Source organism: Enterococcus sp. DIV1682a (assembly GCF_051711005.1).
In the GTDB taxonomy this organism is placed as follows: Bacteria; Bacillota; Bacilli; order Lactobacillales; family Enterococcaceae; genus Enterococcus_B; species Enterococcus_B hirae.
Genome location: NZ_JBIOLT010000001.1, coordinates 1,144,893 through 1,169,572, shown reverse-complemented (window position 1 = coordinate 1,169,572; position 24,680 = coordinate 1,144,893). Strand labels below are relative to the sequence as shown.

Sequence of the window (24,680 nt, the reverse complement as noted above, 5' to 3'; positions counted from 1 at the left end):
ACCATGATTTGGCAAAATTATTTAGTCAGTGTGATACTCGTTCTCTTTGATCTTTATCATGAAACCATTTGTTTGACCATCATCGCTATGCTAGTTGCTAATAATCTCATTTTGGTTTCTCCAAACTCTTGATGTTTTGTTCAAACAAAGCTGGACGCTAGGAACATCCCAAACGTCCACTTTGATGTTAAAGATGATTATTCGGTTTTAGCCCAACGATCATATGCTTTTTGATAAGTGCTGACAAAATCATTTAATCCCATTGATTTTAATGTACTGACATATTCATCCCATTTAGCCAAACTTTCCACACCTGTAATAAATTTAGCTTCCATTTGCTCTACATAAGTCCGAATGTCCGTCGCGTTGATCGCAATTTGATCTGCTTCATCTTTCGTCATATAAACAATTGGGAAAGGTACCTCGGTATTGGGCATGATTTTCTCGTTGATTTCTTTCATGCGAAATTCCGTCCATACACTAGGATCAGGATCGTTGACATTAGCTAAAACACTTTGGGCATAATCGTCTTCTAAACCCGGTACGACTAAGCCATAATCCATTGCAATTTTCCCACGGTCTTCTTCCATCTTTTGTTTATTTTCACCTGTATATACCCGAACTTTTTCTCCAGAATCGTTTGTTTCATATTTCCAAAATGCCCCTTCTGGACCTTTTGTCATTAAATCTTGCCCTTCTTCTGTGTAAAGATAGTCCGCCCATCGCATTGCTGCCTCTGGACTTTTACATTTATTGGTAATCGCAAAAGTTCCAGTTGTTACACGAGGATGACCCGGTGCTAAAGGTGTATTTTGAATACTTGAAGTAACTGGTGAAAACATTGGATCTGATAAAGAATCCTCAGGCATTTTACCAGTAGCCATGTATGAAGCATACGCGCCAAATAAACCGACTTTATCTGTTTGTGTGTTTCCTTGATACTTTTCTTCTGACTGCGAGAAGACTTCTGGGTCCAGCAATCCTTCAGAATAAAGTTTATTCATATACGTTAAATATTCCTTATAGTTAGCCGATGCAGCAGCATAACGCACTTTTCCGTTAACTTCTTCGATTCCTAGAGATTTCATACCAAAAGCAGGTAGCAACCACGTACGAATAATTGCCAACTTGTTGCCGTCTGATAACGGAATCTCATCTTGTTTGCCATTACCGTTGGGGTCTTCTTCTTTGAATCGCTTCAACAATTTATATAACTCATCCGTGTTTTTTGGCAATTCGGTTACCCCTAATTTTTCTAGCCACTCGCCGTTATACCATAAAGGTGAGATATAAAGAGGGCTAGAGGTATCTTCTGGATATAATCGTGGTAAAGAATAGATATGACCATCTGGTGCAGTAATTGATTTTTTGAACTCTGGGTTCTCATCAAGGATTTTCTTTAAATTTGGCGCATAGTCATCAATCAAATCCTCCAAGGCAATTAAAATTCCTTGTGATCCATAATCTGATTGTTTGGCATTTGAAAGACCACTTCCTGCACCAAAAATAACATCTGGTAACTCACCAGAAGCAAAAGCCAAATTCAATTTTGCTTCAAAATCTGTACTTGGCGGAGTAATATAATCAAAATTGATTCCAGTTAATTCCGCTAACGCTTTAGCCGAAGCTAACTCATCCCATTCTGCTTCTCCACCAGGCGCCATCATCGTCATGTTGATTTTTTCTTTAACGATTGGCATTCCGGTTTTTTCAACGGCAATAGTTTCTTCTTTTCCAGCAGTATTTCCCTTGTTGCCACAAGCACCCAAAAGAGTTGTTGTCAACACTAATGATGCAATTACTAAATAACATTTTTTCATTCATTTCACTCACTCTCTTATTTATTTTTAGTTAGCCTTTCAAAGAACCAACCATGACACCTTTAACAAAGTACTTTTGTAAAAACGGATAGATCATAATGATTGGTAATGTCGAAACGATCATTACTCCATATTTAATGACTTGTGCAAGCTGTTGTTTACTATAAGCTACTTCTGCTGCCGCTGCTGTCATCTCTGTTGTTCCTTTTGTTAAATCTTGATTCACTAAAATCTCTCGCAGGATTAATTGAAGCGGATACATTGATTTGTTTGTTAAATAGATTAACGCACTAAAATAACTATTCCAATGGGCCACTCCGCAAAATAGTCCCATTACTGCAATAATTGGCATTGATAAAGGTAAAACAATCTTCATAAATATCTGAAAGTCAGAACATCCATCAATCAATGCCGCTTCCTCCATTTCTCTAGGGATGGTGGATTGAAAGAAAGTACGTGTAATTGCAATATTATAAACTGAAACGGCCCCTGGAATAACTAACGCCCAAATCGAATCATTCATCCCTAGATTTTTAATCAATAAATAAGTAGGTACCAAACCGCCACTGATAAACATAGGAACCATCAAAAACTTCATAAATAGATTTTTCCCATAAAATTCTGCTCTTCCTAGAGCATATGCACAAGGAAGTGTACATAATAAATTGATAAATGTACCTAGTAATGTGTAATAAATCGTGTTCCGGTAACCTTGCCAGATACTTTTATACGTAAAAATTGTTTTGTAACCATCCCAAGTGATCTTTTTTGGCAATAGCCACATTTCTCCAGAATTGACGGAGGTCGGACTAGATATAGATGCGCTTATAACATAAATCAACGGATAAATAACCAACAAAAGTGCAATGGCAATAAACAAGTAGATGAGAAACATAAAAAATTTGTCGCCTTTCGATGATCGGATCGCTTTTGAATACATTATTTTCCCTCCATTACCATAAGCTTGTTTCGCTGACTTTACGCGAAATTTTATTTACTGTGATTAATAAAAATGCGTTGATTGCTGCATTGAACAGTCCGACAGCTGATGCATAGCTGTACTGTGCGTCAAGCAACCCTTGTTTGTAAACAAACGTGGCAATCACATTTGAAGAATCCATATTCAACGCATTTTGCATCAACAGGATTTTTTCATAACCTAATGACATCAAACTCCCTACATTCATGATCAGTAAAATAACCATAGTAGGAATGATAGTCGGTAAGTTGATATACCAGATTCTTTGCCATCTCGTTGCACCATCGACAGTTGCAGCTTCATGAAGCTGCGTATCAACACCAGATAATGCAGCTAAATAAATCACTGAGCCCCATCCTGTTCCTTGCCAAACCCCAGATAATACGTAGATCGTTTTAAACCAACGAGGATCTGTCATGAAACTAATTCGCTCAAAACCTAGAAAAACCAGTAGATGGTTAATAATACCGGTGGAAGGCGTCAAAAAAGCAATTAACATACCGCAAACGACAACGACTGAAATAAAATTAGGTGCATAAGTCACTGTCTGCGTAAATTTTTTAAATTTTCCATCTTTCAACTCATTTAGTGCTAGTGCTAATATAATCGGTAGCGGAAATCCTACGACCAAAGAATATATACTGATACCTAACGTGTTTTTAATTAGATCCCAGAAATAGTAGGAATCAAAAAAACGTTGGAAATGCTTAAATCCTACCCAAGGACTTCCAAAAATCCCTAATGATGGGATATAATCCTTGAATGCTATAATCACGCCGTACATGGGACCGTAAGAAAAAACAGCAACCACCACCAATGCTGGAATGACAAAAACATACAGCTGTCGGCTTTTATATAATTTTTTTTTGATCTCTGACCATTTTGTTTTCTCTTTCTCTTTATTGACATCAAGTAATGCATCAGCCATTTTTTAACCTCCTTTTATGAAGTTCACTCATCTCTATCCTTGTGGCTTTTTTGAAATTTCAAGACCAATCAGCCCAATTGCTGGTTTCTCTAATTCACTGCTGAGGATATATATTTGATCTTCTTCCGTATATACTTCTAATTCTTTTTTTGTAGATAAATCTTTAATCACATGATGTTTATCGGCCTCAATGTCAGCTAAAAATATTTTTTCTTGTGTAAAGCGAATACTTTGAAAGGCATAGTGTATGGTTTGATCTTTGCTGTATGTTAATTTCCACTGATTTTGCCATTCTTTAGGTTGTGAGCGAATTTCATAGATTCCTTCTCCATAGATATTTAGCCAATTCCCAATTTCCTGTAAGATTTTGGTTTCTTCATCAGTAAAGGTACCATCTGGTTTTGGCCCAACTCCTAAGATCAAATTCCCACCTTTGCTGACCACATCGACAAAAGTTTCCAATAGTTCTTGGGAACTCTTAAAGCGATCATTTGGTACATAGCCCCAATCATCACCAATCGGGATATTACTTTCCCAAACTTTCTTGGGAATTTCAGCTAGTTCTGGCACCTTTCGTTCAGGGGTCACATAGTTCTCATGTCTGCCCCCCATCATACGATCCACAATAATTAATTCCGGTTGCTTCTCACGAGCGATTTCTGCTAATCGATCCATTTCCAGGTCTTCTTTTTTCTGTCCACACCAACCAGCATCTAACCATAAAAGATCCACATGACCATAGTTATGCGTGATTTCTTTAATCTGATTATGAACAAAACATACGTAACGTTGCCAAATTTCTGGGTAACGTTCCGTATCATAGCTCGCATGACGCCCCTTGATCGTATCGTCATCCAACCAATAAAACGGCGAATACCAATCGGCTTTTGAATAGTAGGCTCCTGTTGCTATTTCTTCCTTACGAAAAGCCTCAAAAACTTCTTTTAAAATATCTCTTTTAAACGGGCTTTGTTTACCGCCAACCTTATATTCTGTTTCAAGAGTATTGTACATATTAAACCCATCGTGATGTTTCGTTGTAAAAATACAATACTTAAAGCCTGCTTCTTTACATATACTTGCCCATTTCTTTGCCTGTAATTTTTCTGGGTTAAACTCTTTAATCAAATTCCAGTAGTCTAGTTGCAGTTGTTTAAAATCTTTCCGAAACTCACGCCCTTCTCTTGCCCAAAGGTCTTTTTCAGAAAGTTGCCAAGATTCTACGATTCCTGCTTGAGCATAAAGTCCGTAGTGAAAAATCACGCCAAGTTTTAAATCTTGAAACCATTCTAATCGTTCTTTTAGCATTTCTGTTTCTGGATAAGTCCTATGATCTAATTCAACCTCTTTAGGTACTTCGATATCTCCGCGTATCGCCATTTATGAAACCCCTTTCATGTTTGTGCTTTAAATTTACAAAAAAAGCAAGGCAACAGCAATATGTAAAAAGCATAAGCTATGTAAAAACAGCATAAAGCGTAACTTATTTAGAGGATATCTATATCTTATCTCTTAGTCGGAAAGTAACTATGTAAAAGTAGAAAAAGCTATGTAATAATCGCATACTGATAGAAAACATAAATAAACCTTACTATAATAAAAAGAGCTGTATGACTAATACAAGGAGGTTTTAGCTATGAATCAACATAAACGATCACCACATTCTATTTTTGATTTCACCTATTCTTTAGGAAAATTCTTGCTTTTTCTCATCAAGCTCCAAGTATTTTGGTTTTTATCGGTATTAAAAGGTTGTATTCTACTAGGAACTTTTCCCGCAAGTGTTACCGTTCTCAAATTTTTCTATCATTTATTTGAAGAAAAACAAATTCCTCAAGTCTTATATTCAGATTTTCAAACAAGCTTCAATAATCTGTTTATTTCAACAAATCAACTAGGCTATGCTGCTGGCATGTTACTAGGATTTCTATGGATGGATCTGAGAATTGCAGCTGTGTATTTACAAAACCCTTTCATTCATATGGGGATCTTATTATTATTTATCGCAACTGTCATAGTCATTCTTTATTTATTCCCAGTATTTTTACGTTATGATTTGTCATTCACACAATATTTCAAACAAGCATTATTTCTATCTTTGTGTAGCTTGATTGAGACCGTAGCGATTATTCTGGGGATCTTTGTCGTGACGGCTGTCTCTACCTTTTTCCCAATTTTGACAATCGTGGCTTTTGTGCCTTTATTCTGTTTGCCATTAAGTTGGTTCTCTTTGCAATCAATGATTAAAATTGAAGAAAAAAATCGTACGTTAACGCAATAACAAAAAACAAACCTTAAATCAAACAAACAGCTAAAAGCTGTAACAGAACTGCGAGGAGATTTTACAAGGAAACCTCAATAATAGCTCTTTTTTTAACTTACAATCTACAATGCGATTCGTCAGCCCTTTAGGTAAAAGTCAAATGTCTGTTTCACTCCTTATTCATAATTGTCGCCATCAAAGGGAACCTTCTGCCAATCGTTGACTCAAGCCTTTTTTCAATTTTTGCTAAGGCTACTACCTGTTACTTATCCCTTTCGTTTTTTCTTTCATTGATTATTTTCCAGAAGCTGATTGGCTATGTATATTCATCAACTTTCACTATGTCAAATAAACAGATTATGTACTTTCAAGCTAGTTATTTTCTTTTTTTACAAGTGCTATATACTGAAAATGAAAACGATTACTTCAAGGAGGTTATTATGCAAGTTTCAATCGAACTTACAGATGTCATGCGTGATTTTTTTGAAATTGCGACAAACGAATTAGCGTTAACTATTTCAGATAATGGAAAACCACTCCAACTGATTCAGCGCAACGGTTCATTAAAAATTGAAAATAAAGAAAACGAAACGTTTATCTATTTTCAGGAAAAAGCCCATCTTTTTCGAGCGCTGTCACTCTGGTTAGATCGCTGTGAAGAAGAATTTGTTTATGAAGAGTTTCCGCAATTTGAAAAAATTGGTCCCATGGTAGATCTTTCTAGAAATGCTGTGATGACTGTTGATCAGCTGAAACACTTTTTTGTTCTTTGTAGCAAGATGGGATTAAATAGCTGCATGCTTTATATGGAAGATACGTATCAAATCCCTGATTATCCTTATTTTGGTTATTGTCGTGGTGCCTATTCTCTTGAGGAATTAAAGGCGTTGGATGCTTTTGCAGAGACGGTAGGGATCGAGCTGATTCCTTGTATTCAAACGCTGGCTCATTTAACTAATCCGCTAAAATGGGGATTTGCCAATGGCATGAGAGATACAAGTGATATTCTCCTTGTGGAAGAGGAAAAAACATATCAATTTTTAGATCGTGCAATTTCTGTGATCGCAGCCGCTTTTAAAACCTCAAAAATTCATATCGGGATGGACGAAGCTCATGATCTGGGACGTGGTCATTATTTAACCCAGCATGGTTTGATCGATCGCTTTGATATTATGGAAAAGCATCTGAAAAAAGTAATGGAAATCTGCAGGAACTATCAGTTACAGCCCATGATGTGGAGCGATATGTTTTTTAGAATCGGTTCAAAGTCAGGAGACTATTACGATAAAGACGTACATTTCCCAGAAGATTTGATTGCAAAGATTCCTGAAATTAGTATGGTTTATTGGGATTATTACCATCATTCAAAAGAAGAATACCAATTGCATTTTTCAAATCATAAAAAATTGCAACGACCGATCGTTTTTGCGGGCGGTATCTGGACGTGGAATGGTCTTGCACCAAATTATGGAAAATCGTTTGAAACGACCAGTGCTAGTCTTTCTGTCGCAAAAGAGGAAAAAATCAACGAAGTTTATGCTACTTTATGGGGCGATGATAGTGCTGAAACACCGATCATCGCAAGTTTGTTAGGATTACAACAATTCAGCGAGGAACAATTTGCTCCTGAAGTAAGCATGGAACTGATTAAGGAGCGTTTCCGTCTCTTCCACCATCTTGAAGCTGATGATTTTTTACTGCTAGATGCTTTTGATCAGACGAAAGGTGTAGCAAAAAATAACCCTGATGGATCAAATAGTAGTAAGTTGGCACTTTATCAAGATCTATTATACGGTCTTTACGATGTTGATCTGCAAAATTTAGAACTTCCTTCGCATTATAAGGACTTAAGTGAGAAACTATCTAGCGTAACAGCTAATGAGGACACACAAACGATGTTTACTTTTTATCAGAAATTAGCACAAGTCCTTTTTATAAAAACAAATTTGATCGGTCGCTCTTATCGAGCCTACCAATCAAAAAGGAATGACCAGTTACAACTAATCCTTCACGAACTGGAAGTTCTCACCAAAAAGATCAATGAGTTGCAACACCTCCATCGCCAGCTATGGTTTGAATGGAATAAACCCTTTGGCTATGAAATTATCGATCTTCGTTACGGTGCCTTAAAAAGTCGGATAGAAACAACCATTTGGCGACTGAATAAATTTTTAACAGGAGAAATCAAGCAATTGCCTGAGCTTGAGCAAACGCCTTTACCCTTCGATGCTCCTTTCAAAACAGCAAGCGGTGTCGGGCGAAACTTGTTCCATGGAATTTATAGTGCTAGTAAACTATCAGATATCTAAAGGCAGGAATAAAAAATGAAAAAGAGAACTCTTTTTTTGGTCATTCTGAGTATTTTTTTGTTGGTCACTGCTGCTTCTCAGCTTGTCAGAAACGTGCCTCGTGTCGAAGCAAAACAGACATCTACTAAAATCACTGGGAAAATCAATAATCAAAGAACTGCGAACATCTGCCATCAGCTTTTGCAACAAAATTTAAAGGCTGCAACGGATAAAAATCTGAACGACTATTTAGCAACACTAGTCAAAGATGCACATAAAGCGACCACAAAAGAAATGCAGCAATTTTTTAAAGACTATGATGTCAGTCATGAACTGCTTTCTTTCGAAGTAATCAAACAAGCGCCTCAATCGATGTTAGTAGTGGCAGAACAAAAAACAGTGAATCATGGGAAGAAGGCATATCGAGATCATATCACAACGGCATATCACACCTTTATTTTTGAAGAGAATAAATGGAAAATCAAAGAAACAACAATGACAAATACACAATTTTTAAATTAGGAGTGTTCATATGAAAAAATTCAATAATTGGCCCACCGACTATCCTGATCCTAACTGGTTTATCCATGATCGTTTTGGTTTGTTTATCCATTTTGGCTTGTTCAGTGTGGGAGCTAGACACGAATGGTTTATGACCACAGAACAAGTCTCTTTAGAGGAATATTCAAAAAAATATTTTCAGCATTTTAACCCTGATTTGTTTGATGCAGATGCTTGGGCAAAAGAAGCCGCTCGCTGTGGGGTAAAATACATGGTATTCACGACAAAACATCATGAAGGCTTTGCCTTATGGGATACGAAACAAACTGATTACAAAATCACCAATACTGCTTTTGGACGAGATCTTCTGGCAGAGCTACTCCCGGCTTTTCGCAAAGTCGGGATCAAAATCGGGTTATACCACTCACTGATCGATTGGCGCCATGAACATTTCCCACTAGACGGACTGCATCCTGAAAGAGAGAACCAGAAACTGCGAGAAAAAAATTCCGAAAGAGATATCAAGATTTATCAACGCTATCTTCGCGAACAAGTCAAAGAACTACTGACAGAATATGGAAAAATCGATTATTTATGGTTCGATTTTTCTTACAGCCACCGCGATTGGGGTTGGTCAAAAGGAAAAGGGCACATTGATTGGGATAGCGAAGCACTAGAAAAGCTCTGCTTAGAACTGCAACCCCATCTCCTATTGAATGATCGGCTTGATTTAGGACATGGCATCACTACTCCAGAACAGTTTCAACCTGATAAACCATTAGAGAAAAACGGCATGCCTGTTATCTGGGAAGCCTGTCAGACAATGTATGGCACTTGGGGGTATGACCGTGACAATATGGAATGGAAAAGTAGTGAGATGCTTTTGAAAATGCTGATTGATACCGTTTCAAAAAATGGGAATTTCTTGATGAATATTGGTCCTAATCCACGAGGAATGATTGATACGAAAACGTTGGAGCGGCTTCATGCTATCGGGGATTGGATGACCCTTCACAAAGCATCTGTCATTGGCTGTTCATATAGCGCCTTTGAAGCTCCTGACGATTGCCGATATACACAAAATGGAAACAAGCTTTATCTGCATCTCTTTTCTTATCCTTACCGCAACCTTCATCTTAAAGGATTAGCAGGTAAAGTTGAGTTTATTCGTCTGCTCAATGATGGCTCGGAAATTTTTTATCGAGGATTTGATCCGGACGAAGTGATTACTTCTACAGAAGCAGTCATTGCTCCAGAAGATCTTGTCATCACCTTGCCAATCATCAAGCCTGATGTGCTGATCCCAGTAATTGAAATTACCTTGAAAGACGAATAAAGAGCAAATATAAAGCAGATGATACTTCCTTCGTCGATTCACAAACAATACTGGCATCGAAAGCTTGTAAAAACATACTTTTAGTGAGAAATATCGTAAAACATTTGAATAACTACCCAAGTTGTATGCTGAAAAAGCAACAATTTGGGTAGTTATTTCAGTCTTTTACAATTATTTGCTTTTGTTTTTTTAGTTAGAAGCTCAAAACTGGAAATAAAATGACTTCTTCGTCCTGCTCCAGTTCGATGCCCCCCTTAGTTTACTCCTATTTATTGCTTATAAAGTTCCTTCTCTATTCATTGTTCGGTATTGACCTGGAGTCACACCAACGTTCGTCCTGAATTTTCTCGTATAGTTTGAAACATCATAATAACCATTCTTTTGAATAATCGTTTTTATTGGCAAATCAGTTTCTATTAAGTCTTGCTTGATTTTTTCTAGCCGCAATTCTTGCAGATATTTTGAGAAAGTAGTACCTGTTTCTTTTTTGATAAAACGGCTAAGATACGAAACTGAAAGTTGAAATTCATCTGCCAACTTTTCCATAGATAATTGGGAAGAAGCATAGTTTTTGTGAAGATATTCGAACAATTCTTTTTTCAGCACAGACTCTTGATTTTGTGGCTTAACTTGCATAACCTCACAGATCATTTTTGCGAGCATTAATAGTTGTTGCTTCAATTCGAGTAAATTACTAAACTTGGCACTTCTTTCTGCTTTTTTCAAAATTGTTTTATTTTGCAAATTACTACTTACTTTAGCAACTGCATTTAACAGATAAAAACCATACATTTTTTGTCCACTATAAGAAAAATGTTCTTTAATCCCCCGCTCAATCAACGATTCAATCGTTTCCGCAGCAATCGTTAAGTCTCCTTGACGCAGACTTTGAATCAATTTCAGTTTTTCTCCATCTGGGTAATTAATGCTAGTTGAAGACTCTTCACTTGGAATTTCATTATAGAAAACAAAGTTATTTTCTACTGTTGAATAGTCTAATGCGGCCAAACCTTCAATATAAGAAGCATTGATCTTCGTAAGGTTTTCAGTACTATTTCCTACTCCTATCCTAAAAGTACCGTAACACGTTTTTTTTAGTTGCTGAATCATCTCTATTACAACTTTCTTGTGACTAGTTTTTTCATAGGTACTAAAAATATAGGCGGTCACTCCTGCAGATAGGATCTCTGTACCATATCCCGAAAAGTTCTTTCCGCTTACTTTCAGCGGTAACTCATTAGCTGTGTCGTCAATGCTCTGGATAGGATAATCAACTACGACGACAAAATAGCAAGTACCGGTAAAATGTACTTGGACAGAGTTCAGTAGAACTAATGAATCTTCTGGAGACTTAAATTTCCCTCCTAAAATTTTTCTAAGGACCTGTTCTCTCGCATGGGGAGTCTGTCGTTTAATTTCTTTATGTAGCTCTTCATGTTCGTTCAAAAATTGCGCCAACGTTTCATAGACATTCCCGTTGGAAACAGCTACACCGATTTTATTTCGATAATATTGATCAATCAATTTTTCAATGTTGCGGATTGGCTGTGAAAAACGAGTACCTATAATCACTACAAACACTAGACCAAACACAAATATCACAAAAAAAAGTTTTAAAAACTTTTGGTGGATGGTATTGATCTTTGTCAAAGCTTGTGATGGATCCATTACAGAAACAAATGACATATTCAAATCCCTGCTATTCAAAGACTGGACAAGATAGTTTCGATGGTTGTAGTAAAAATTATCCTGTTGCAAGATCATTTGTATTTGCTTCGGCTGATGCAAATGCGCCGTTAGTTTGTTATTACTGGTATCTGCTGCTAGAATACGATACGAGTCATCAATCAGATAGTTGGTACTGATACCATCACTATTGGAAAGATTCAACAGCTTATTCAAAATCGAAAGATTGATTGAATAGATTGCTACGCCATAAAAATGCATTTCTGCATCTTTAATTGGAACAATGTAAAAAAGTTGTGTGGAATTGGGTTCTTTTTTCAGGGTTAGCCCAGTTGGAATATCGTTATCTAGATGTGAAAGCAGCTCTTTTTTATCAAGCGAATGATTATTGATTTTTCGTTGCAAAAAATTGTCCACTGTCAAGCTACCGGCAGATGAAAACAATGTATTTGGGTTTTCTTTGTAGTAAAGATAAATTTCCTCAACAAAATCATTACTTAGCTTATATTGTTGCAAGCTAAGTTGTCCTTCACGAGCATAATAACTATGGGAAAGCCTTCCAGGTGAAAGATTGGTGTTATAAGGAATATGTTGAGTGATATTATCCAATTGCAAAAACTTATTTTCAGATGAGTACTTCAATTGGAGTAACTGGTTCTTGGCTGTCAAAACAACTTGCTGATTAATGCTTTCTTTAGCCGTATGAAACCAAATTAACGATACCATAAAAAATGGCACTAGAAAGACAAAAAGATAAGATAAAATCGACTTAGAAAGCTGTCTGTGCTGTTTATTTTTCCCGTTAGTAGCAACTTCTCGTACCATATGTCCCTCCTTGATTCTTTAGCTAATCCTGTCGTGTTATCTAGGGCTTTAGTTATAAATAGCAACTTTTCATTTCTATAATTACTCCTCACAATTCCATCCGCACTGGTCAATGAATAATCTACAGGCTGCTGATCCCGATGAAGATACCTAAAAAAACTGATCCATCAACTTCATAGAACCATTTTCTTTATCCTGACAACCCAGCTTTTTGCCGCCACATTTTATTTACATATATCACAAATCTAATTTTTATCTGTTATTCTTCCATCGTTTCCTTTTATTCCAACGTATGTATGCCTCGATTATAAAGCGCTTTCTAACCAAAGGAAATCCTTGCTTAAAATTTTGATCATTGTTCAAAAATTAGCAAGATTTTTGTTCAACTCATTCATTTTTATTCAAAAGCATTTTATTCGCAAAAAGAAAGCGCTATAATAAAAGAAAAACTTGGAGAAAAAAATGGAGACTAGACGTACAAGCGATCTTTTAAGCTATTTGGTAAAAAAGAAACAAGCAACTTCCAAAGAACTTTGTACTCACCTTCACTGTAGTATAAGTACACTTCGCAGAGAATTACTTGAGCTAGAAAAACGAAAATTGATCCGCAGAACTTGGGGCGGAGCGATCTTGAACGAAACGACAAACATGGAATATACTTATCTTCAAAGAGAAGCCAGTAATATCCCGGAAAAAAAGATCATCAGTGAATTAGCACGAGATTTTATTGCACCAGGTATGTGTATTTTTTTAGATTCCAGCAGTACTGTTCTACACCTTATTCCACTACTTGTTAAGATACCTAACTTAATTATCATTACCAATGGTTTGCGTACAGCTTTAAAGTTAAGTGAATGTCAGAACGAATCTTTAAAAATTTATTTGACTGGCGGTGAAGTCAAACTTAATGCTAGTACAGTTATTTCAAATACACTTGATCCCATTACCAGTTCCTTTCGTTTCAATGCTGCCTTTTTATCTTGCCGGGGGCTCGACCATGAAGGGATTTATGAAGCAAACTTCAATCAAGCACAAATCAAAAAAGAAATGATGAATAAAGCACAAGAGATTGTTTTATTGGCTGACGAAACGAAATTTGACTCTACTCATTTTTTCAAGATAGGTGATTATTATGATTATGATGCGATTGTTACCAATAAAAAACCGCCTAAGATTTATCATAAAATCATTGAAAAAAATGACATTCACTTGGTGTATCCCACTGAATGAGAAATATAAATGGACAAAAAACGATTGGAGCATCCAATATTTCTCATTGTTCAACTTGTTGATAGAACTTTTGCAACCAGCCAAATAAACGCCCTTGTTACTCACCCTTTTTCTTCTCAAAAAGCAGGTGACTCAAACAGCACTTATTTGCTTCATCAAAAGAAACAGCACACCTACATCAAACTATTATGGATTACCCTACATTCACAGATCATCGAACAAGACAATCCGCTATCAAAAGTGTTTTAGTATCGCTAAAAAATGAACATATAGCATTTAGGTCATTGCTTAATTGGCTCTATCATTTATGTGACTGGAGGATTCTTCAGTCACATTTTCGTGCGCTTTGTGCGAAACAAAAAATCTGAGACAGAATGAGATTCATTCTGACCCAGATTTGATTTTACACAGCTACTCAGTTCTTATTGCTGAGATATCCTCGATAGTCTTCTGTGTGAAGTAGTCGTTTGGCATTCTCGACTCTTTCTTTTGTTGGCGGTTCAATACCTTCTAGTGGATAATCTAAGCCAAGTGTTTCCCACTTATATTTCCCCATCGTATGGTAAGGTAGAATCTCTACTTTAGCTACATTGTTCAATGTCTTGATAAAGTCATCTAGCCGAATCAAGTATTCATCATAGTCACTGCGTTCAGGAACTAATACGTGTCTGATCCACACTGGCTTATTGATTTCAGAAAGATATTGCGCCATCTCCAGAATATTTTCATTATCCCAACGTGTTAACTTTTTATGCTCTTCGTTGTCGATGTGTTTGATATCAAACAGTAACAATTCAGTATACTTCATCAATTCTTGAAAACGAGAAAAGAATGGTTCGTCACGCGTGAAAGGCTTCCCACAAGTATCTAGCGTAGTATGCATACCACGCTCTTTCGCTTTCTTGAACAGTTCGATCAAAAAATCGATCTGTAATAAAGGTTCGCCTCCACTAACAGTGATACCGCCTTCTGAACCCCAATAGGAACGATAGCGCTCTGCTTGGTCTAATAGTTCATCCGCCGTATATTCTTTTCCTCCGCCTATATTCCATGTATCAGGATTATGACAAAATTCACAACGCATGCGACAACCTTGCATAAAAACGACGAATCTAACGCCTGGTCCATCTACAGAACCAAACGTTTCGATCGAATGAACATAGCCAATTGTTTTTTCTTCCATAAGGATCACTTCTTTTCTTTGATTTCATTTTATTTCAAAAGACACTTGAATCAACCGATTGCTAGGAAAAGACGAGGGCAAAGACCTCCGCCTTGCCCTCAACCTTTTTCAATCGTTCTTTTTAATGATAGATCGTATTATTTATTCCGCTTTACATTCTATCGTGTGATGTTCTCATCAATACGTCTAATTGTTGTTCTCTCGTTAGATCACGGAATTTAACAGCATAACCTGAGACACGGATCGTCAAGTTAGGGTATTTCATTGGATTTTCCATAGCGTCACGTAATAGATCATTACTAAATACATTGACGTTCAAATGGTACGCTCCCTTAGAGAAGTAACCATCTAATACATTACGCAAGTTGCCGATACGTGTTTCTTCATCTTTTCCAAGACCGGAAGGATTGATCGTTTGCGTATTAGAGATCCCGTCACGTGCATAACCATAATTGATTTTAGCAGTTGAGTTAAGACTTGCCAACAATCCATTTTGTTCTGCATTGTAACTTGGGTTTGCCCCAGGAGCAAGAGGTTTACCTGCTTCACGTCCATCAGGTGTGTTACCAGTGTTTTTACCATAAACCACGTTTGATGTGATTGTTAATAATGACGTTGTTGGTGTGGAGTTACGGTATGTTTTATGACGTTTGATTTGTGTCATAAAGTATTCTAAGATCCATTCTGCTAACTCATCTGCTGCATCATCGTCATTTCCGTATTTAGGGAAGTCGCCAGTTACTTCGAAATCAACGGCAATTCCTTTTTCGTTACGGATTGGTTTCACATCTGCATATTTGATTGCTGACAAGCTATCCGCTGCATGAGAGATTCCAGCAATCCCTGTTGCAAATGTACGTTTCAAATCTGAATCCATCAATGCCAGTTGAGCTGCTTCATAAGAATATTTATCATGCATATAATGGATGATGTTTAATGTATTCACATATAATTCAGCTAACCAGTCCATCACATTCATAAATTTGTGTTTTACTTCTTCAAAGTCTAATACATCAGCTGTGATTGGACGATATTCAGGAGCAACTTGAGCACCAGTTACTTCATCAACCCCACCGTTGATTGCGTATAATAATGCTTTTGCTAAGTTCGCACGAGCACCGAAGAACTGCATGTCTTTTCCAACAACTGTTCCAGATACACAACATGCAATAGCGCAATCATCTGAACCCCATTGTTCACGAAGAAGATTGTCATTTTCAAATTGGATAGATGAGCTTTCGATTGCAATTTTACTTGCATAAGTTCTGAAGCCTTCTGGTAAATGTTCTGAATATAAAACTGTTAAGTTTGGTTCAGGAGAAGGACCCATGTTAGTCAATGTGTGCAATAGACGGAAATCATTCTTAGTTACTAATGAGCGTCCATCTAAGCCCATTCCAGCGATTGAAAGAGTCGCCCAGATTGGGAATCCTGAGAATAATTGATTGTATTCTGGTGTACGGGCAAATTTCACCATACGCAATTTCATGACTAAGTGATCGATCAATTCTTGTGCTTCTTGTTCGGTAATCACGCCATTATCTAAGTCACGTTGGATATAGATATCTAAGAAAGCAGAGATACGTCCGATTGACATTGCTGCACCATTTTGTGATTTGATTGCTGCTAAATAACCGAAGTATAACCATTGTACTGCTTCTTTTGCATTAGCAGCTGGTTTAGAGATATCATAGCCATATTTTGCAGCCATTTCTTTCATTTGTGCTAAAGCACGATATTGTTCTGTGATTTCTTCACGAAGACGAATGACTTCTTCATCCATTGTATGGAAACCTGTCATATCATGGTCTTTTTTCTTTTGTTCCATCAAATAGTCAATACCATACAATGCGATACGACGGTAGTCTCCGATGATTCGTCCACGTCCATAAGCATCTGGAAGGCCTGTAATGATTTTGTTTTTACGTGCTGCACGCATTTCAGCTGTATAGGCATCAAATACACCTTGGTTATGTGTTTTACGCCAATCGCTAAAGATATGTGTCAACTCATCATTAGGTGTGTAACCATTACTTGTTAATGCATTGTTAGCCATATTGATACCACCAAATGGCATAAATGCTTGTTTCAATGGTTTATCTGTTTGTAAACCAACGATTTTTTCAAGATCTTTGTCTAAATAACCTGCATCATGTGAGGTAATCGTTGAAACGATTTCTGTGTCCATGTCATAAACGCCATTGCGTTCAAATTGAATATCATTTAATTTTTGTAATTCTGCCCAAAGCTTTTCTGTTGCTTCAGTTGGTTTTTCTAAAAAGCTGTCGTCTCCACGGTATTCAGTGTAGTTATTTTGGATGAAGTCTCTTGTATCTACGCCTTCTTTCCATTTCGTTCCTTTAAATCCATTCCATTGCTCCATTGTATGGACCTCCCGTTATCTGTTTTATGTAACAGTTTTTACGTGATTAGTATAACACAGACGAGCATCTTTGCAAGGGTTTTCTTGTTTTTTATTTAACAAAAGATGGCGTTTTTATTCACTTATATCAACAAACGCTAATATACCAAGCTTTAGCAATTGTGAACACTTTCATATTTTTTTATCTTAATATTTATAATTTTTTAATAATCAGAAAAAAGAAGGTAGTTCTGTATTAAAACAGATCTACCTTCTTTCAAAAAACTATAACAGTTAATCGGTAATGGCTACTTCAGGTGGCTCAATGACTTTAATCACTTCGCCGCCTTTTTTCTCGTCAACTGCAAATGAGCCATTAGACGTTCGATCGCCAATCGGATAATCCGTTGGGTCAATCATTAGCTCTTGACCTTTTTGATTGATGATTATTATTTCTTTAGCGTTTCCTTCAGACATATGAATAACTCGATGTGGGTTTTTCTTTAGTTCACGTAGAACCGTAACACCACGTTTTGCTCGAGAGGTTTGACTAATTTCTTGCGCAAGCATCCGTTTTACCGCACCACGTTGAGTGACGATGATGATTGGCGTATCTCCTTCTGTCAAAACGAGTAACCCGTTAACGACAGTATCTTCGTCTTTGAGGTTGATTGAACGAACGCCAGCAGCTTTTGCTCCTACCACAGGTACTTCTTCTAATGGATATCGTAACCCCATCCCTTGGTAGGTGACTAAAAAGAGATCTAAATCCGTTTGACCTTCTACCAAGTAAGACGCAACTAATTCATCATCGTCACTTTTGAGTTTCATGCCACTTAACGGACGACTCTTATAAGTACGCCATGGTTCAAATTCAGTCATTCGAGTTTGTTTTACCCAGCCATTTTTACTGATGAAGACCAATGTTTTTTCTGCTTCGATTTTTTTGTATGGAAAAACAGCTAGAATCGATTCATCAACCGAAAGATTGACAATCGTTTGTGAAATATGTTCTCCAGCATCTTTCCATTTTAAATCTGGCAATTCATGGACAGGACGATAAATGACATTTGCCTTATTGGTGATCAACAACACATGATCCAAGGTATTTAGTTCACCAGAATACAAGAGATAGTCCCCTTCTCTCATGCCGATTTCCTCTGGTTTAGAAGCACTATATGAACGTAGACTAGTCCGTTTCACATAACCTTCCTTCGTTACGCTGACAATCACATCTTCTTGTGCTACTAACACTTTTGTATCAATTTTGATTTCTTCGATTTCGTCTTCAATTGTCGTTAAACGTACATTAGCATACTTTTTCTTGACCTCACGAAGTTCTTTCTTCATGACCGAGAATAATTCTTTATCATTAGATAGAATTTTGTTCAATTCAGTGATTTGTGCTATTAAGCTTTCTGATTCTTTACGTAATTCTGTAATATCCGTATTTGTTAGACGATATAGTTGCAACGTCACGATTGCTTCAGCTTGTTCTTCCGTAAACTGAAAAACTTCGACTAAATTTTGCTTCGCGTTTTTCTTATCTTTACTTTCTCGAATCGTAGCAATGACTTCATCCAAGATCGACAAAGCTTTCATTAAACCTTCTACGATATGCTGGCGCTTTTGTGCTTTTTCTAAATCAAATTGACTTCGTTTCGTGATCACTTGTTTTCGATGATCAATATAACTACTTAAAATATCTTTTAACCCCACTTGATGCGGTGTCATGTGATCAATAGCTACCATATTGAAGTTGTAATTGATTTGTAGTTCAGTATTTTTAAACAGATAATTGAGGATACCTTGTGCGTTAGCATCTTTTTTCAATTCAACCACGATCTGTAATCCAGTGCGGTCACTTTCATCTCTAACTTCTGCAATGCCATCGATTTTTTTATTTAAACGGATTTCATCCATTTTCTTCACTAATGTGGCTTTATTTACTTCATAAGGGATCTCGGAAATCACGATTTGCTGCTTGTTCCCTTTAATCGCTTCAATTTTAGTCTTTGATCGCAGAATGACTTTTCCACGTCCAGTTTCATAAGCTTTTTTGATCTCTGCTTTTCCTTGTAAGATTCCCCCAGTAGGAAAATCAGGACCAGGGATATAATCCATTAGTTTCTCTAAACTCGCTTGGGGATGATCAATGAGGTAAATCGTACCATCAATGACTTCTGCTAAGTTATGGGTAGGGATCTCCGTAGCATAACCAGCGGAAATTCCCGTTGAACCATTGACTAATAGGTTTGGATATCTCGCTGGCAACACAGTTGGTTCTTTTTCAGTATCATCAAAGTTCCATACAAGATCAACCGTATTTTTTTCAATATCTGCCAACATTTCACCACTTAATTGGGAGAGCCGTGCTTCTGTATAACGCATAGCAGCTGGTGGGTCACCATCCATACTACCGTTATTTCCGTGCATCTCTATAAGTACTTCTCTTAGCTTCCAATCCTGACTCATCCGAACCATGGCTTCATAAATACTACTGTCCCCATGAGGATGATAATTCCCCATGATATTTCCGACAGATTTGGCAGATTTACGGAATCCTTTATCAAAAGTATTGCCATCTTTATTCATCGCAAATAAAATTCGTCTTTGAACGGGTTTCAATCCATCTCGGATGTCTGGCAATGCTCTTTCTTGAATAATATATTTTGAGTAACGTCCAAAGCGGTCACCCATCACTTCTTCTAGGGTTAGTTCTTGGACTTCTTGACGTTCTTCCATTAGGTGACCTCCTATTCTTCTACTAATTCAGATTGTTTCTCTTCATCGAACAATTCATTGGACGTAGCTGTATTTTCAATATCTTCTTTTTTATCTAAGATACTACCATCTTCTTCTAACGTGAATTGCACATGATTTTCGATCCATTTTCGGCGAGGTTCAACTTTGTCCCCCATTAATGTCGTCACGCGACGTTCCGCTTGAGCAGCATCATCTATCCTCACACGAATCAACGTTCGAGAGGCTGGGTCCATGGTAGTTTCCCACAATTGTTCTGCATTCATTTCTCCAAGACCTTTATAGCGTTGCAACATATAGCCTTTACCAATTTTTTTGATGGTCGCTGCTAATTCATCATCTGTCCAAGCATATTCGACCACTTGTTTTTTTCCTTGACCTTTAGAAACCTTATAAAGCGGTGGTAATGCGATATACACTTTTCCTGCTTCGATCAATGGTTTCATGTAACGATAAAAGAACGTCAGTAATAGCACTTGAATATGTGCACCATCGGTATCCGCATCGGTCATGATAATAATTTTGTCATAATTGCAATCTTCAATTGAAAACTCAGGTCCAACACCTGAACCGATCGTATAGATCATCGTATTGATTTCTTCGTTTTTCAAGATGTCTTGCATTTTTGCTTTTTCAGTGTTGATCACTTTCCCACGAAGAGGCAAGATGGCTTGGAATTTACGGTCTCTTCCTTGTTTTGCTGAACCACCAGCAGAGTCTCCCTCCACGAGGTATAACTCATTCTTCTTCGGATTTCGCGATTGGGCAGGTGTCAGTTTCCCTGAAAGTAATGATTCGCCTTTTTTACGTTTTTTCCCATTACGGCTTTCTTCTCGGGCTTTTCGGGCAGCTTCACGAGCTTCTCGGGCTTTGATTGCTTTTCGCACCAGCATTTGGCTCATTTCACTGTTTTCCTGTAAATAAAAGCCCATTTGTTCTCCAATGACATTATCTACTACTGTACGGGCAATTGGTGTACCCAATTTTTCTTTTGTCTGTCCTTCAAATTGTAAGAGATTCTCAGGTACCCGAATGGAGAGGACGGCTGCCAAACCTTCTCTAAAATCACTACCTTCGAGATTCTTATCTCGTTCCTTCAGTAATCCCACTTTTCGGGCATATTCATTGTAGGCTTTCGTCATCGCTGACTTCATGCCGACTTCATGGGTGCCTCCATCTTTCGTTCGGACATTATTCACAAATGACAACACGTTTTCTGAATATCCATCATTGTACTGATACGAAACTTCAACTTCGATACCGTCTTTTTCACCAGAAAAATAAACAACTGGTGTCAACGTATCTTTTTCTTCGTTTAGGTAATCAACAAATTCTTTGATTCCTTCTTCATAGTGAAAAACTTCCTTGACTGGCTCTTCACCACGCAGATCAGAAAGTGTGATTTTTACTCCTCTTAAAAGAAAAGCTGATTCTCGCAAACGTTCAGATAAAATATCATAAGAAAATTTAGTAGTGGAAAAGATCGTGTCATCTGGTAAGAAATGAACTGTCGTTCCATTGGATTTCTTGGTTTTCCCGATTTTTTTCAGTGTACCATCAGGCTTACCACCATTGCTGAATTTTTGTTGGTATTCAATCCCATCACGGACGATTGTAACAACCAACCATTTTGATAAAGCATTGACCACACTTGCTCCGACACCGTGTAGTCCCCCTGAGGTCTTGTATCCTCCTTGACCGAACTTTCCGCCGGCATGTAGTACAGTAAAAATCACTTCAACTGTGGGGATACCAGAAGCATGCATCCCAACTGGCATACCACGACCGCTATCTGTCACAGTGATACTATTGTCTTCATGAATGGTTACATCAATTTCATTTCCAAATCCAGATAAAGCTTCATCAACCGCATTGTCAACGATCTCATAGACTAAATGATGTAAGCCCCGGCTATCCGTTGACCCGATATACATTCCTGGTCGTTTTCTAACTGCCTCTAATCCTTCAAGAACCTGGATCGATGCATCATTATATTCGTTCTTTACTTTTTTTGCCAAGGCAAACGCTCCTTCAATAATACTTTACGGTTAAAACCGCATCACGATAATCATACTAGAAATACGCATGAAAAAAAAGAGGTTAGGAAAGAATTAAAACTTAATTACTAACTAACCTTTGAGAATACCATCTTTTTTATCCTATTGTTCGCTTTTGTCTTGTCGATTAAATATTTCACGTTATTTAAAATGCAAACATTTAGTTATCTTTTTCGTTCATATTGTTCCACTCGATTTTTATACAACGATCCATGACGATGTCTTTGCGATTTGCTGATTGAAGCTTGTTTGCTGCTTCTTCATTTGCGATACCTAATTGCGCCCAAAATACTTTTGCTTGAGTCTGTAAAAAGTCAGCAGCTACCTCTGGCAAAAATTCACTACGCCGAAAAATATCCACGATATCGATCGGTTCTTGGATTTCCTGTAGCGACGCATAGACCTTTTCGCCTAAAATGATCTCTCCTGCTAATAATGGGTTCACCGGAATGATACGATATCCCCGTTCTTGCAGAAATCGAGCAATTTGGTAACTTGTTCGTTCTTCCTTATTACTCAAACCAACAATTGCAATCGTTTTTGCTGTTTTTAAATAATCGAAGATTTTTTCTTGTGTTGGATTTTCAAATGACATAAATAATACTCCCTTTCGTTCACTCTTTCAAGTATTTCCAATTGTTCACGTACTTTATTCATGATAAAATAAATATTAGTTTCAAATTGAAAGAGGTAGAACAATGAAATTAATTTTATTATTGGTACTTGCCTATCTTCTAGGCTCGATTCCTTCGGGGGTTTGGATAGGTAAATTATTTTTCAAAAAAGACATCCGCCAACATGGTAGCGGAAATACTGGCACCACCAATACTTTTAGAGTTTTAGGAAAAACAGCAGGTACAATTGTGTTGTTCATGGATATCTTGAAAGGAACCTTGGCAACTTGCTTACCAGTTATTTTCCATGTTACAACCATTAATCCCCTATGGTTTGGTGTTTGTGCGATCTTAGGTCATACGTTCCCTATTTTCGCTGGCTTCAAAGGAGGCAAAGCAGTTGCAACAAGTGCTGGAATGTTACTTGGATTCAATCCTCTATTTTTTATCTATTCCAGTATCATCTTCGTTGTTACGCTCTTTTGTACTAGTATGGTAAGTTTAACAAGTATGATCAGTGCAACTTTGATCACTTTATCAACGATTATCCTTCCTTACATCGCACCTGGTATCTTGCCTAAGCAAAACTGGCTATTGACGATCATTGCATTTTTGGTTTCTGCCTTTATTTTCTATCGCCATAAAGAGAATATCCTACGAATCAAAAACCATACAGAAAGTCGTATCCCCTTCGGATTGAATAGTAGTAAGAAAAAAAATTGACCTGAGAGAAAAACAGTTGACTAATCAGCCAACTGTTTTTTTGCTTTTAAATGATTGATTCGTTAAGAAGCGAAAAGAAACGATTAGCAAAATAAAGGGAACATGAATCATTATACCTGATTTCCTCTGATTAATTGAAATCAAACAACTTTAGGATAACCACTATTTTACCGTAATCGAATATTTTGTTTGAAAAATTTCATGTGCGCCTAGTTGATTGATTCCAGCTTTTTCCATCAATTCTCCCGAGCTGTTTACTGTATCTGCAATACCACACCAAGGTTCGATACAAACAAAAGGCGCTTCTTTTGGATAAGGTGACCAAATCCCAACATATGGCATATCTTTATAACTCAATGTCACACTGTGGCTAGATTTTTCACTACGAATGGCATAAGCGTTCAATCCTTTCGTTTCAAATACTAGTGCATCATTTTCAAAAAGATCGTGTACTAATGCAAGGTTGGTATTTGTTTGTCCAAGTGTTTTTTGTTCCATATCGATATATGGCCCACTTAAAGGTAAACGCAAACGTGATTTTTTAGGTGAAAACGCAAGATAAAAATCATCAAAAGTCAATCCTTCTTCCAGAGGAACATTAAAGGCTGGGTGACCCCCAATCGAAAAGAACATTTCTTCTTCTCCAGTATTAGCCACTTGATAATGAACGGTGATCCCATCTCCACCTAATTCATAAGAAATCACTAATTCAAAATCAAAAGGATAATTTTTTTTGGTCTCGGGTGTGCTTCTTAACAAAAAGCTGGCTAATTCTTGACCATGTTCGATTACTTCAAAATCCATATCTCTCGCAAAGCCATGTTGCCCCATTGAATAAGTCTTTCCTTGGTACGTGTATTGGTCATCCTTTAATCTTCCAACAAATGGAAATAAAACGGGCGCATGTCTTCCCCAATACGCTGGATCAGCTTGCCAAATATACTCAAGATTATTATCCTTTGATTTTAAACTGACCAATTCTGCTCCATGTTCAGCAATTTCAGCAATCAATTGATCATTTTGAATGATTACAGTCATTATAATTCCTCCACCGTTAAATCTTAGGACCTGAGATAGCTAGTCTCAGGTCCTAAGCTATTCTTATTTTTTCCAACAAGAAGT

At 37.1% G+C, this 24,680-nt stretch carries 18 protein-coding genes; 7 read left to right on the top strand and 11 right to left on the bottom strand.

Features of this window, described 5'->3' with window-relative positions; genetic code table 11:
- Positions 1-197 precede the first annotated feature (197 nt).
- The 4 genes from IGJ23_RS05340 to IGJ23_RS05325 are packed head-to-tail and all read right to left on the bottom strand — an operon-like array spanning position 198 to position 5,107.
- On the bottom strand, positions 198-1,820 hold the full coding sequence (locus IGJ23_RS05340) for an extracellular solute-binding protein (protein ID WP_010719441.1): 1,623 nt from the start codon (positions 1,818-1,820) through the stop codon (positions 198-200).
- 31 nt (positions 1,821-1,851) lie between these two features.
- A complete protein-coding gene (locus IGJ23_RS05335; protein ID WP_370566457.1) occupies positions 1,852-2,763 on the bottom strand; it encodes a carbohydrate ABC transporter permease in 912 nt (303 codons plus the stop codon).
- A 10-nt stretch (positions 2,764-2,773) separates the two neighbouring features.
- Positions 2,774-3,727 carry an ABC transporter permease gene (locus IGJ23_RS05330; RefSeq protein WP_034867549.1) on the bottom strand — a complete coding sequence of 318 codons (954 nt, stop codon included), beginning with the start codon at positions 3,725-3,727 and terminating at the stop codon, positions 2,774-2,776.
- 33 nt (positions 3,728-3,760) lie between these two features.
- The gene (locus IGJ23_RS05325; protein WP_438774673.1) at positions 3,761-5,107 is read right to left on the bottom strand and encodes an alpha-L-fucosidase; all 1,347 of its coding nucleotides are present in this window, start codon (positions 5,105-5,107) and stop codon (positions 3,761-3,763) included.
- A gap of 256 nt (positions 5,108-5,363) precedes the next feature.
- Here IGJ23_RS05325 and IGJ23_RS05320 point away from each other — a divergent pair, with 256 nt between their 5' ends.
- From IGJ23_RS05320 to IGJ23_RS05305, 4 genes are all read left to right on the top strand, one after another.
- On the top strand, positions 5,364-6,008 hold the full coding sequence (locus IGJ23_RS05320) for a DUF624 domain-containing protein (RefSeq protein ID WP_010737390.1): 645 nt from the start codon (positions 5,364-5,366) through the stop codon (positions 6,006-6,008).
- 422 nt (positions 6,009-6,430) lie between these two features.
- Positions 6,431-8,299, top strand: coding sequence for a beta-N-acetylhexosaminidase (locus IGJ23_RS05315; RefSeq protein ID WP_207432420.1), 1,869 nt, complete (start codon positions 6,431-6,433; stop codon positions 8,297-8,299).
- Between the two features lie 15 nt (positions 8,300-8,314).
- On the top strand, positions 8,315-8,800 hold the full coding sequence (locus tag IGJ23_RS05310; RefSeq protein WP_034867543.1) for a hypothetical protein: 486 nt from the start codon (positions 8,315-8,317) through the stop codon (positions 8,798-8,800).
- Between the two features lie 10 nt (positions 8,801-8,810).
- Complete coding sequence (locus IGJ23_RS05305) at positions 8,811-10,115, top strand: alpha-L-fucosidase (RefSeq protein ID WP_207432422.1); 1,305 nt, start codon at positions 8,811-8,813, stop codon at positions 10,113-10,115.
- A gap of 276 nt (positions 10,116-10,391) precedes the next feature.
- Here IGJ23_RS05305 and IGJ23_RS05300 read toward each other — a convergent pair whose 3' ends face one another.
- The gene (locus IGJ23_RS05300) at positions 10,392-12,626 is read right to left on the bottom strand and encodes a helix-turn-helix domain-containing protein (RefSeq protein WP_251849624.1); all 2,235 of its coding nucleotides are present in this window, start codon (positions 12,624-12,626) and stop codon (positions 10,392-10,394) included.
- 462 nt (positions 12,627-13,088) lie between these two features.
- On the opposite strand from IGJ23_RS05300, the gene IGJ23_RS05295 reads away from it, so the two are divergent.
- Both IGJ23_RS05295 and IGJ23_RS05290 read left to right on the top strand, forming a co-directional pair.
- Positions 13,089-13,856 carry a DeoR/GlpR family DNA-binding transcription regulator gene (locus IGJ23_RS05295; protein ID WP_207432426.1) on the top strand — a complete coding sequence of 256 codons (768 nt, stop codon included), beginning with the start codon at positions 13,089-13,091 and terminating at the stop codon, positions 13,854-13,856.
- A 9-nt stretch (positions 13,857-13,865) separates the two neighbouring features.
- Positions 13,866-14,105, top strand: a complete 240-nt coding sequence (locus IGJ23_RS05290; RefSeq protein WP_207432428.1) for a hypothetical protein — start codon at positions 13,866-13,868, stop codon at positions 14,103-14,105.
- 166 nt (positions 14,106-14,271) lie between these two features.
- On the opposite strand, the gene pflA is transcribed toward IGJ23_RS05290, so the two are convergent.
- From pflA to IGJ23_RS05265, 5 genes are all read right to left on the bottom strand, one after another.
- Positions 14,272-15,039 carry a pyruvate formate-lyase-activating protein gene (gene pflA / locus IGJ23_RS05285; protein ID WP_010737384.1) on the bottom strand — a complete coding sequence of 256 codons (768 nt, stop codon included), beginning with the start codon at positions 15,037-15,039 and terminating at the stop codon, positions 14,272-14,274.
- 151 nt (positions 15,040-15,190) lie between these two features.
- On the bottom strand, positions 15,191-17,422 hold the full coding sequence (gene pflB, locus IGJ23_RS05280) for a formate C-acetyltransferase (protein ID WP_010719453.1): 2,232 nt from the start codon (positions 17,420-17,422) through the stop codon (positions 15,191-15,193).
- Positions 17,423-17,695: 273 nt separating this feature from the next.
- Positions 17,696-20,146, bottom strand: coding sequence for a DNA topoisomerase IV subunit A (gene parC, locus IGJ23_RS05275; protein WP_207432430.1), 2,451 nt, complete (start codon positions 20,144-20,146; stop codon positions 17,696-17,698).
- A gap of 11 nt (positions 20,147-20,157) precedes the next feature.
- A complete protein-coding gene (gene parE / locus IGJ23_RS05270) occupies positions 20,158-22,182 on the bottom strand; it encodes a DNA topoisomerase IV subunit B (RefSeq protein ID WP_207432432.1) in 2,025 nt (674 codons plus the stop codon).
- Between the two features lie 199 nt (positions 22,183-22,381).
- Positions 22,382-22,816 carry a CoA-binding protein gene (locus IGJ23_RS05265; RefSeq protein WP_010719456.1) on the bottom strand — a complete coding sequence of 145 codons (435 nt, stop codon included), beginning with the start codon at positions 22,814-22,816 and terminating at the stop codon, positions 22,382-22,384.
- Positions 22,817-22,919: 103 nt separating this feature from the next.
- Between IGJ23_RS05265 and plsY the strand changes: the two genes are divergently transcribed.
- Positions 22,920-23,558 carry a glycerol-3-phosphate 1-O-acyltransferase PlsY gene (gene plsY, locus IGJ23_RS05260; RefSeq protein ID WP_010719457.1) on the top strand — a complete coding sequence of 213 codons (639 nt, stop codon included), beginning with the start codon at positions 22,920-22,922 and terminating at the stop codon, positions 23,556-23,558.
- Between the two features lie 162 nt (positions 23,559-23,720).
- Here the strand turns inward: plsY and IGJ23_RS05255 are convergent, their stop codons facing one another.
- Positions 23,721-24,596: an aldose 1-epimerase family protein gene (locus IGJ23_RS05255; protein ID WP_034700304.1), complete on the bottom strand. Its 876-nt coding sequence runs from the start codon at positions 24,594-24,596 to the stop codon at positions 23,721-23,723.
- Between the last annotated feature and the right edge of the window lie 84 nt (positions 24,597-24,680).

What these genes read in the sequence shown, in the direction of transcription:
- IGJ23_RS05330 (WP_034867549.1), bottom strand. Translation starts at nt 3,727, where the DNA reads ATGGCTGATGCATTACTTGATGTCAATAAAGAGAAAGAGAAAACAAAA.
- IGJ23_RS05320 (WP_010737390.1), top strand. Translation starts at nt 5,364, where the DNA reads ATGAATCAACATAAACGATCACCACATTCTATTTTTGATTTCACCTAT.
- IGJ23_RS05300 (WP_251849624.1), bottom strand. Translation starts at nt 12,626, where the DNA reads ATGGTACGAGAAGTTGCTACTAACGGGAAAAATAAACAGCACAGACAG.
- IGJ23_RS05325 (WP_438774673.1), bottom strand. Translation starts at nt 5,107, where the DNA reads ATGGCGATACGCGGAGATATCGAAGTACCTAAAGAGGTTGAATTAGAT.
- IGJ23_RS05265 (WP_010719456.1), bottom strand. Translation starts at nt 22,816, where the DNA reads ATGTCATTTGAAAATCCAACACAAGAAAAAATCTTCGATTATTTAAAA.
- plsY (WP_010719457.1), top strand. Translation starts at nt 22,920, where the DNA reads ATGAAATTAATTTTATTATTGGTACTTGCCTATCTTCTAGGCTCGATT.
- pflB (WP_010719453.1), bottom strand. Translation starts at nt 17,422, where the DNA reads ATGGAGCAATGGAATGGATTTAAAGGAACGAAATGGAAAGAAGGCGTA.
- IGJ23_RS05315 (WP_207432420.1), top strand. Translation starts at nt 6,431, where the DNA reads ATGCAAGTTTCAATCGAACTTACAGATGTCATGCGTGATTTTTTTGAA.
- IGJ23_RS05310 (WP_034867543.1), top strand. Translation starts at nt 8,315, where the DNA reads ATGAAAAAGAGAACTCTTTTTTTGGTCATTCTGAGTATTTTTTTGTTG.
- IGJ23_RS05340 (WP_010719441.1), bottom strand. Translation starts at nt 1,820, where the DNA reads ATGAAAAAATGTTATTTAGTAATTGCATCATTAGTGTTGACAACAACT.
- parC (WP_207432430.1), bottom strand. Translation starts at nt 20,146, where the DNA reads ATGGAAGAACGTCAAGAAGTCCAAGAACTAACCCTAGAAGAAGTGATG.
- pflA (WP_010737384.1), bottom strand. Translation starts at nt 15,039, where the DNA reads ATGGAAGAAAAAACAATTGGCTATGTTCATTCGATCGAAACGTTTGGT.
- IGJ23_RS05305 (WP_207432422.1), top strand. Translation starts at nt 8,811, where the DNA reads ATGAAAAAATTCAATAATTGGCCCACCGACTATCCTGATCCTAACTGG.
- IGJ23_RS05255 (WP_034700304.1), bottom strand. Translation starts at nt 24,596, where the DNA reads ATGACTGTAATCATTCAAAATGATCAATTGATTGCTGAAATTGCTGAA.
- IGJ23_RS05295 (WP_207432426.1), top strand. Translation starts at nt 13,089, where the DNA reads ATGGAGACTAGACGTACAAGCGATCTTTTAAGCTATTTGGTAAAAAAG.
- IGJ23_RS05290 (WP_207432428.1), top strand. Translation starts at nt 13,866, where the DNA reads ATGGACAAAAAACGATTGGAGCATCCAATATTTCTCATTGTTCAACTT.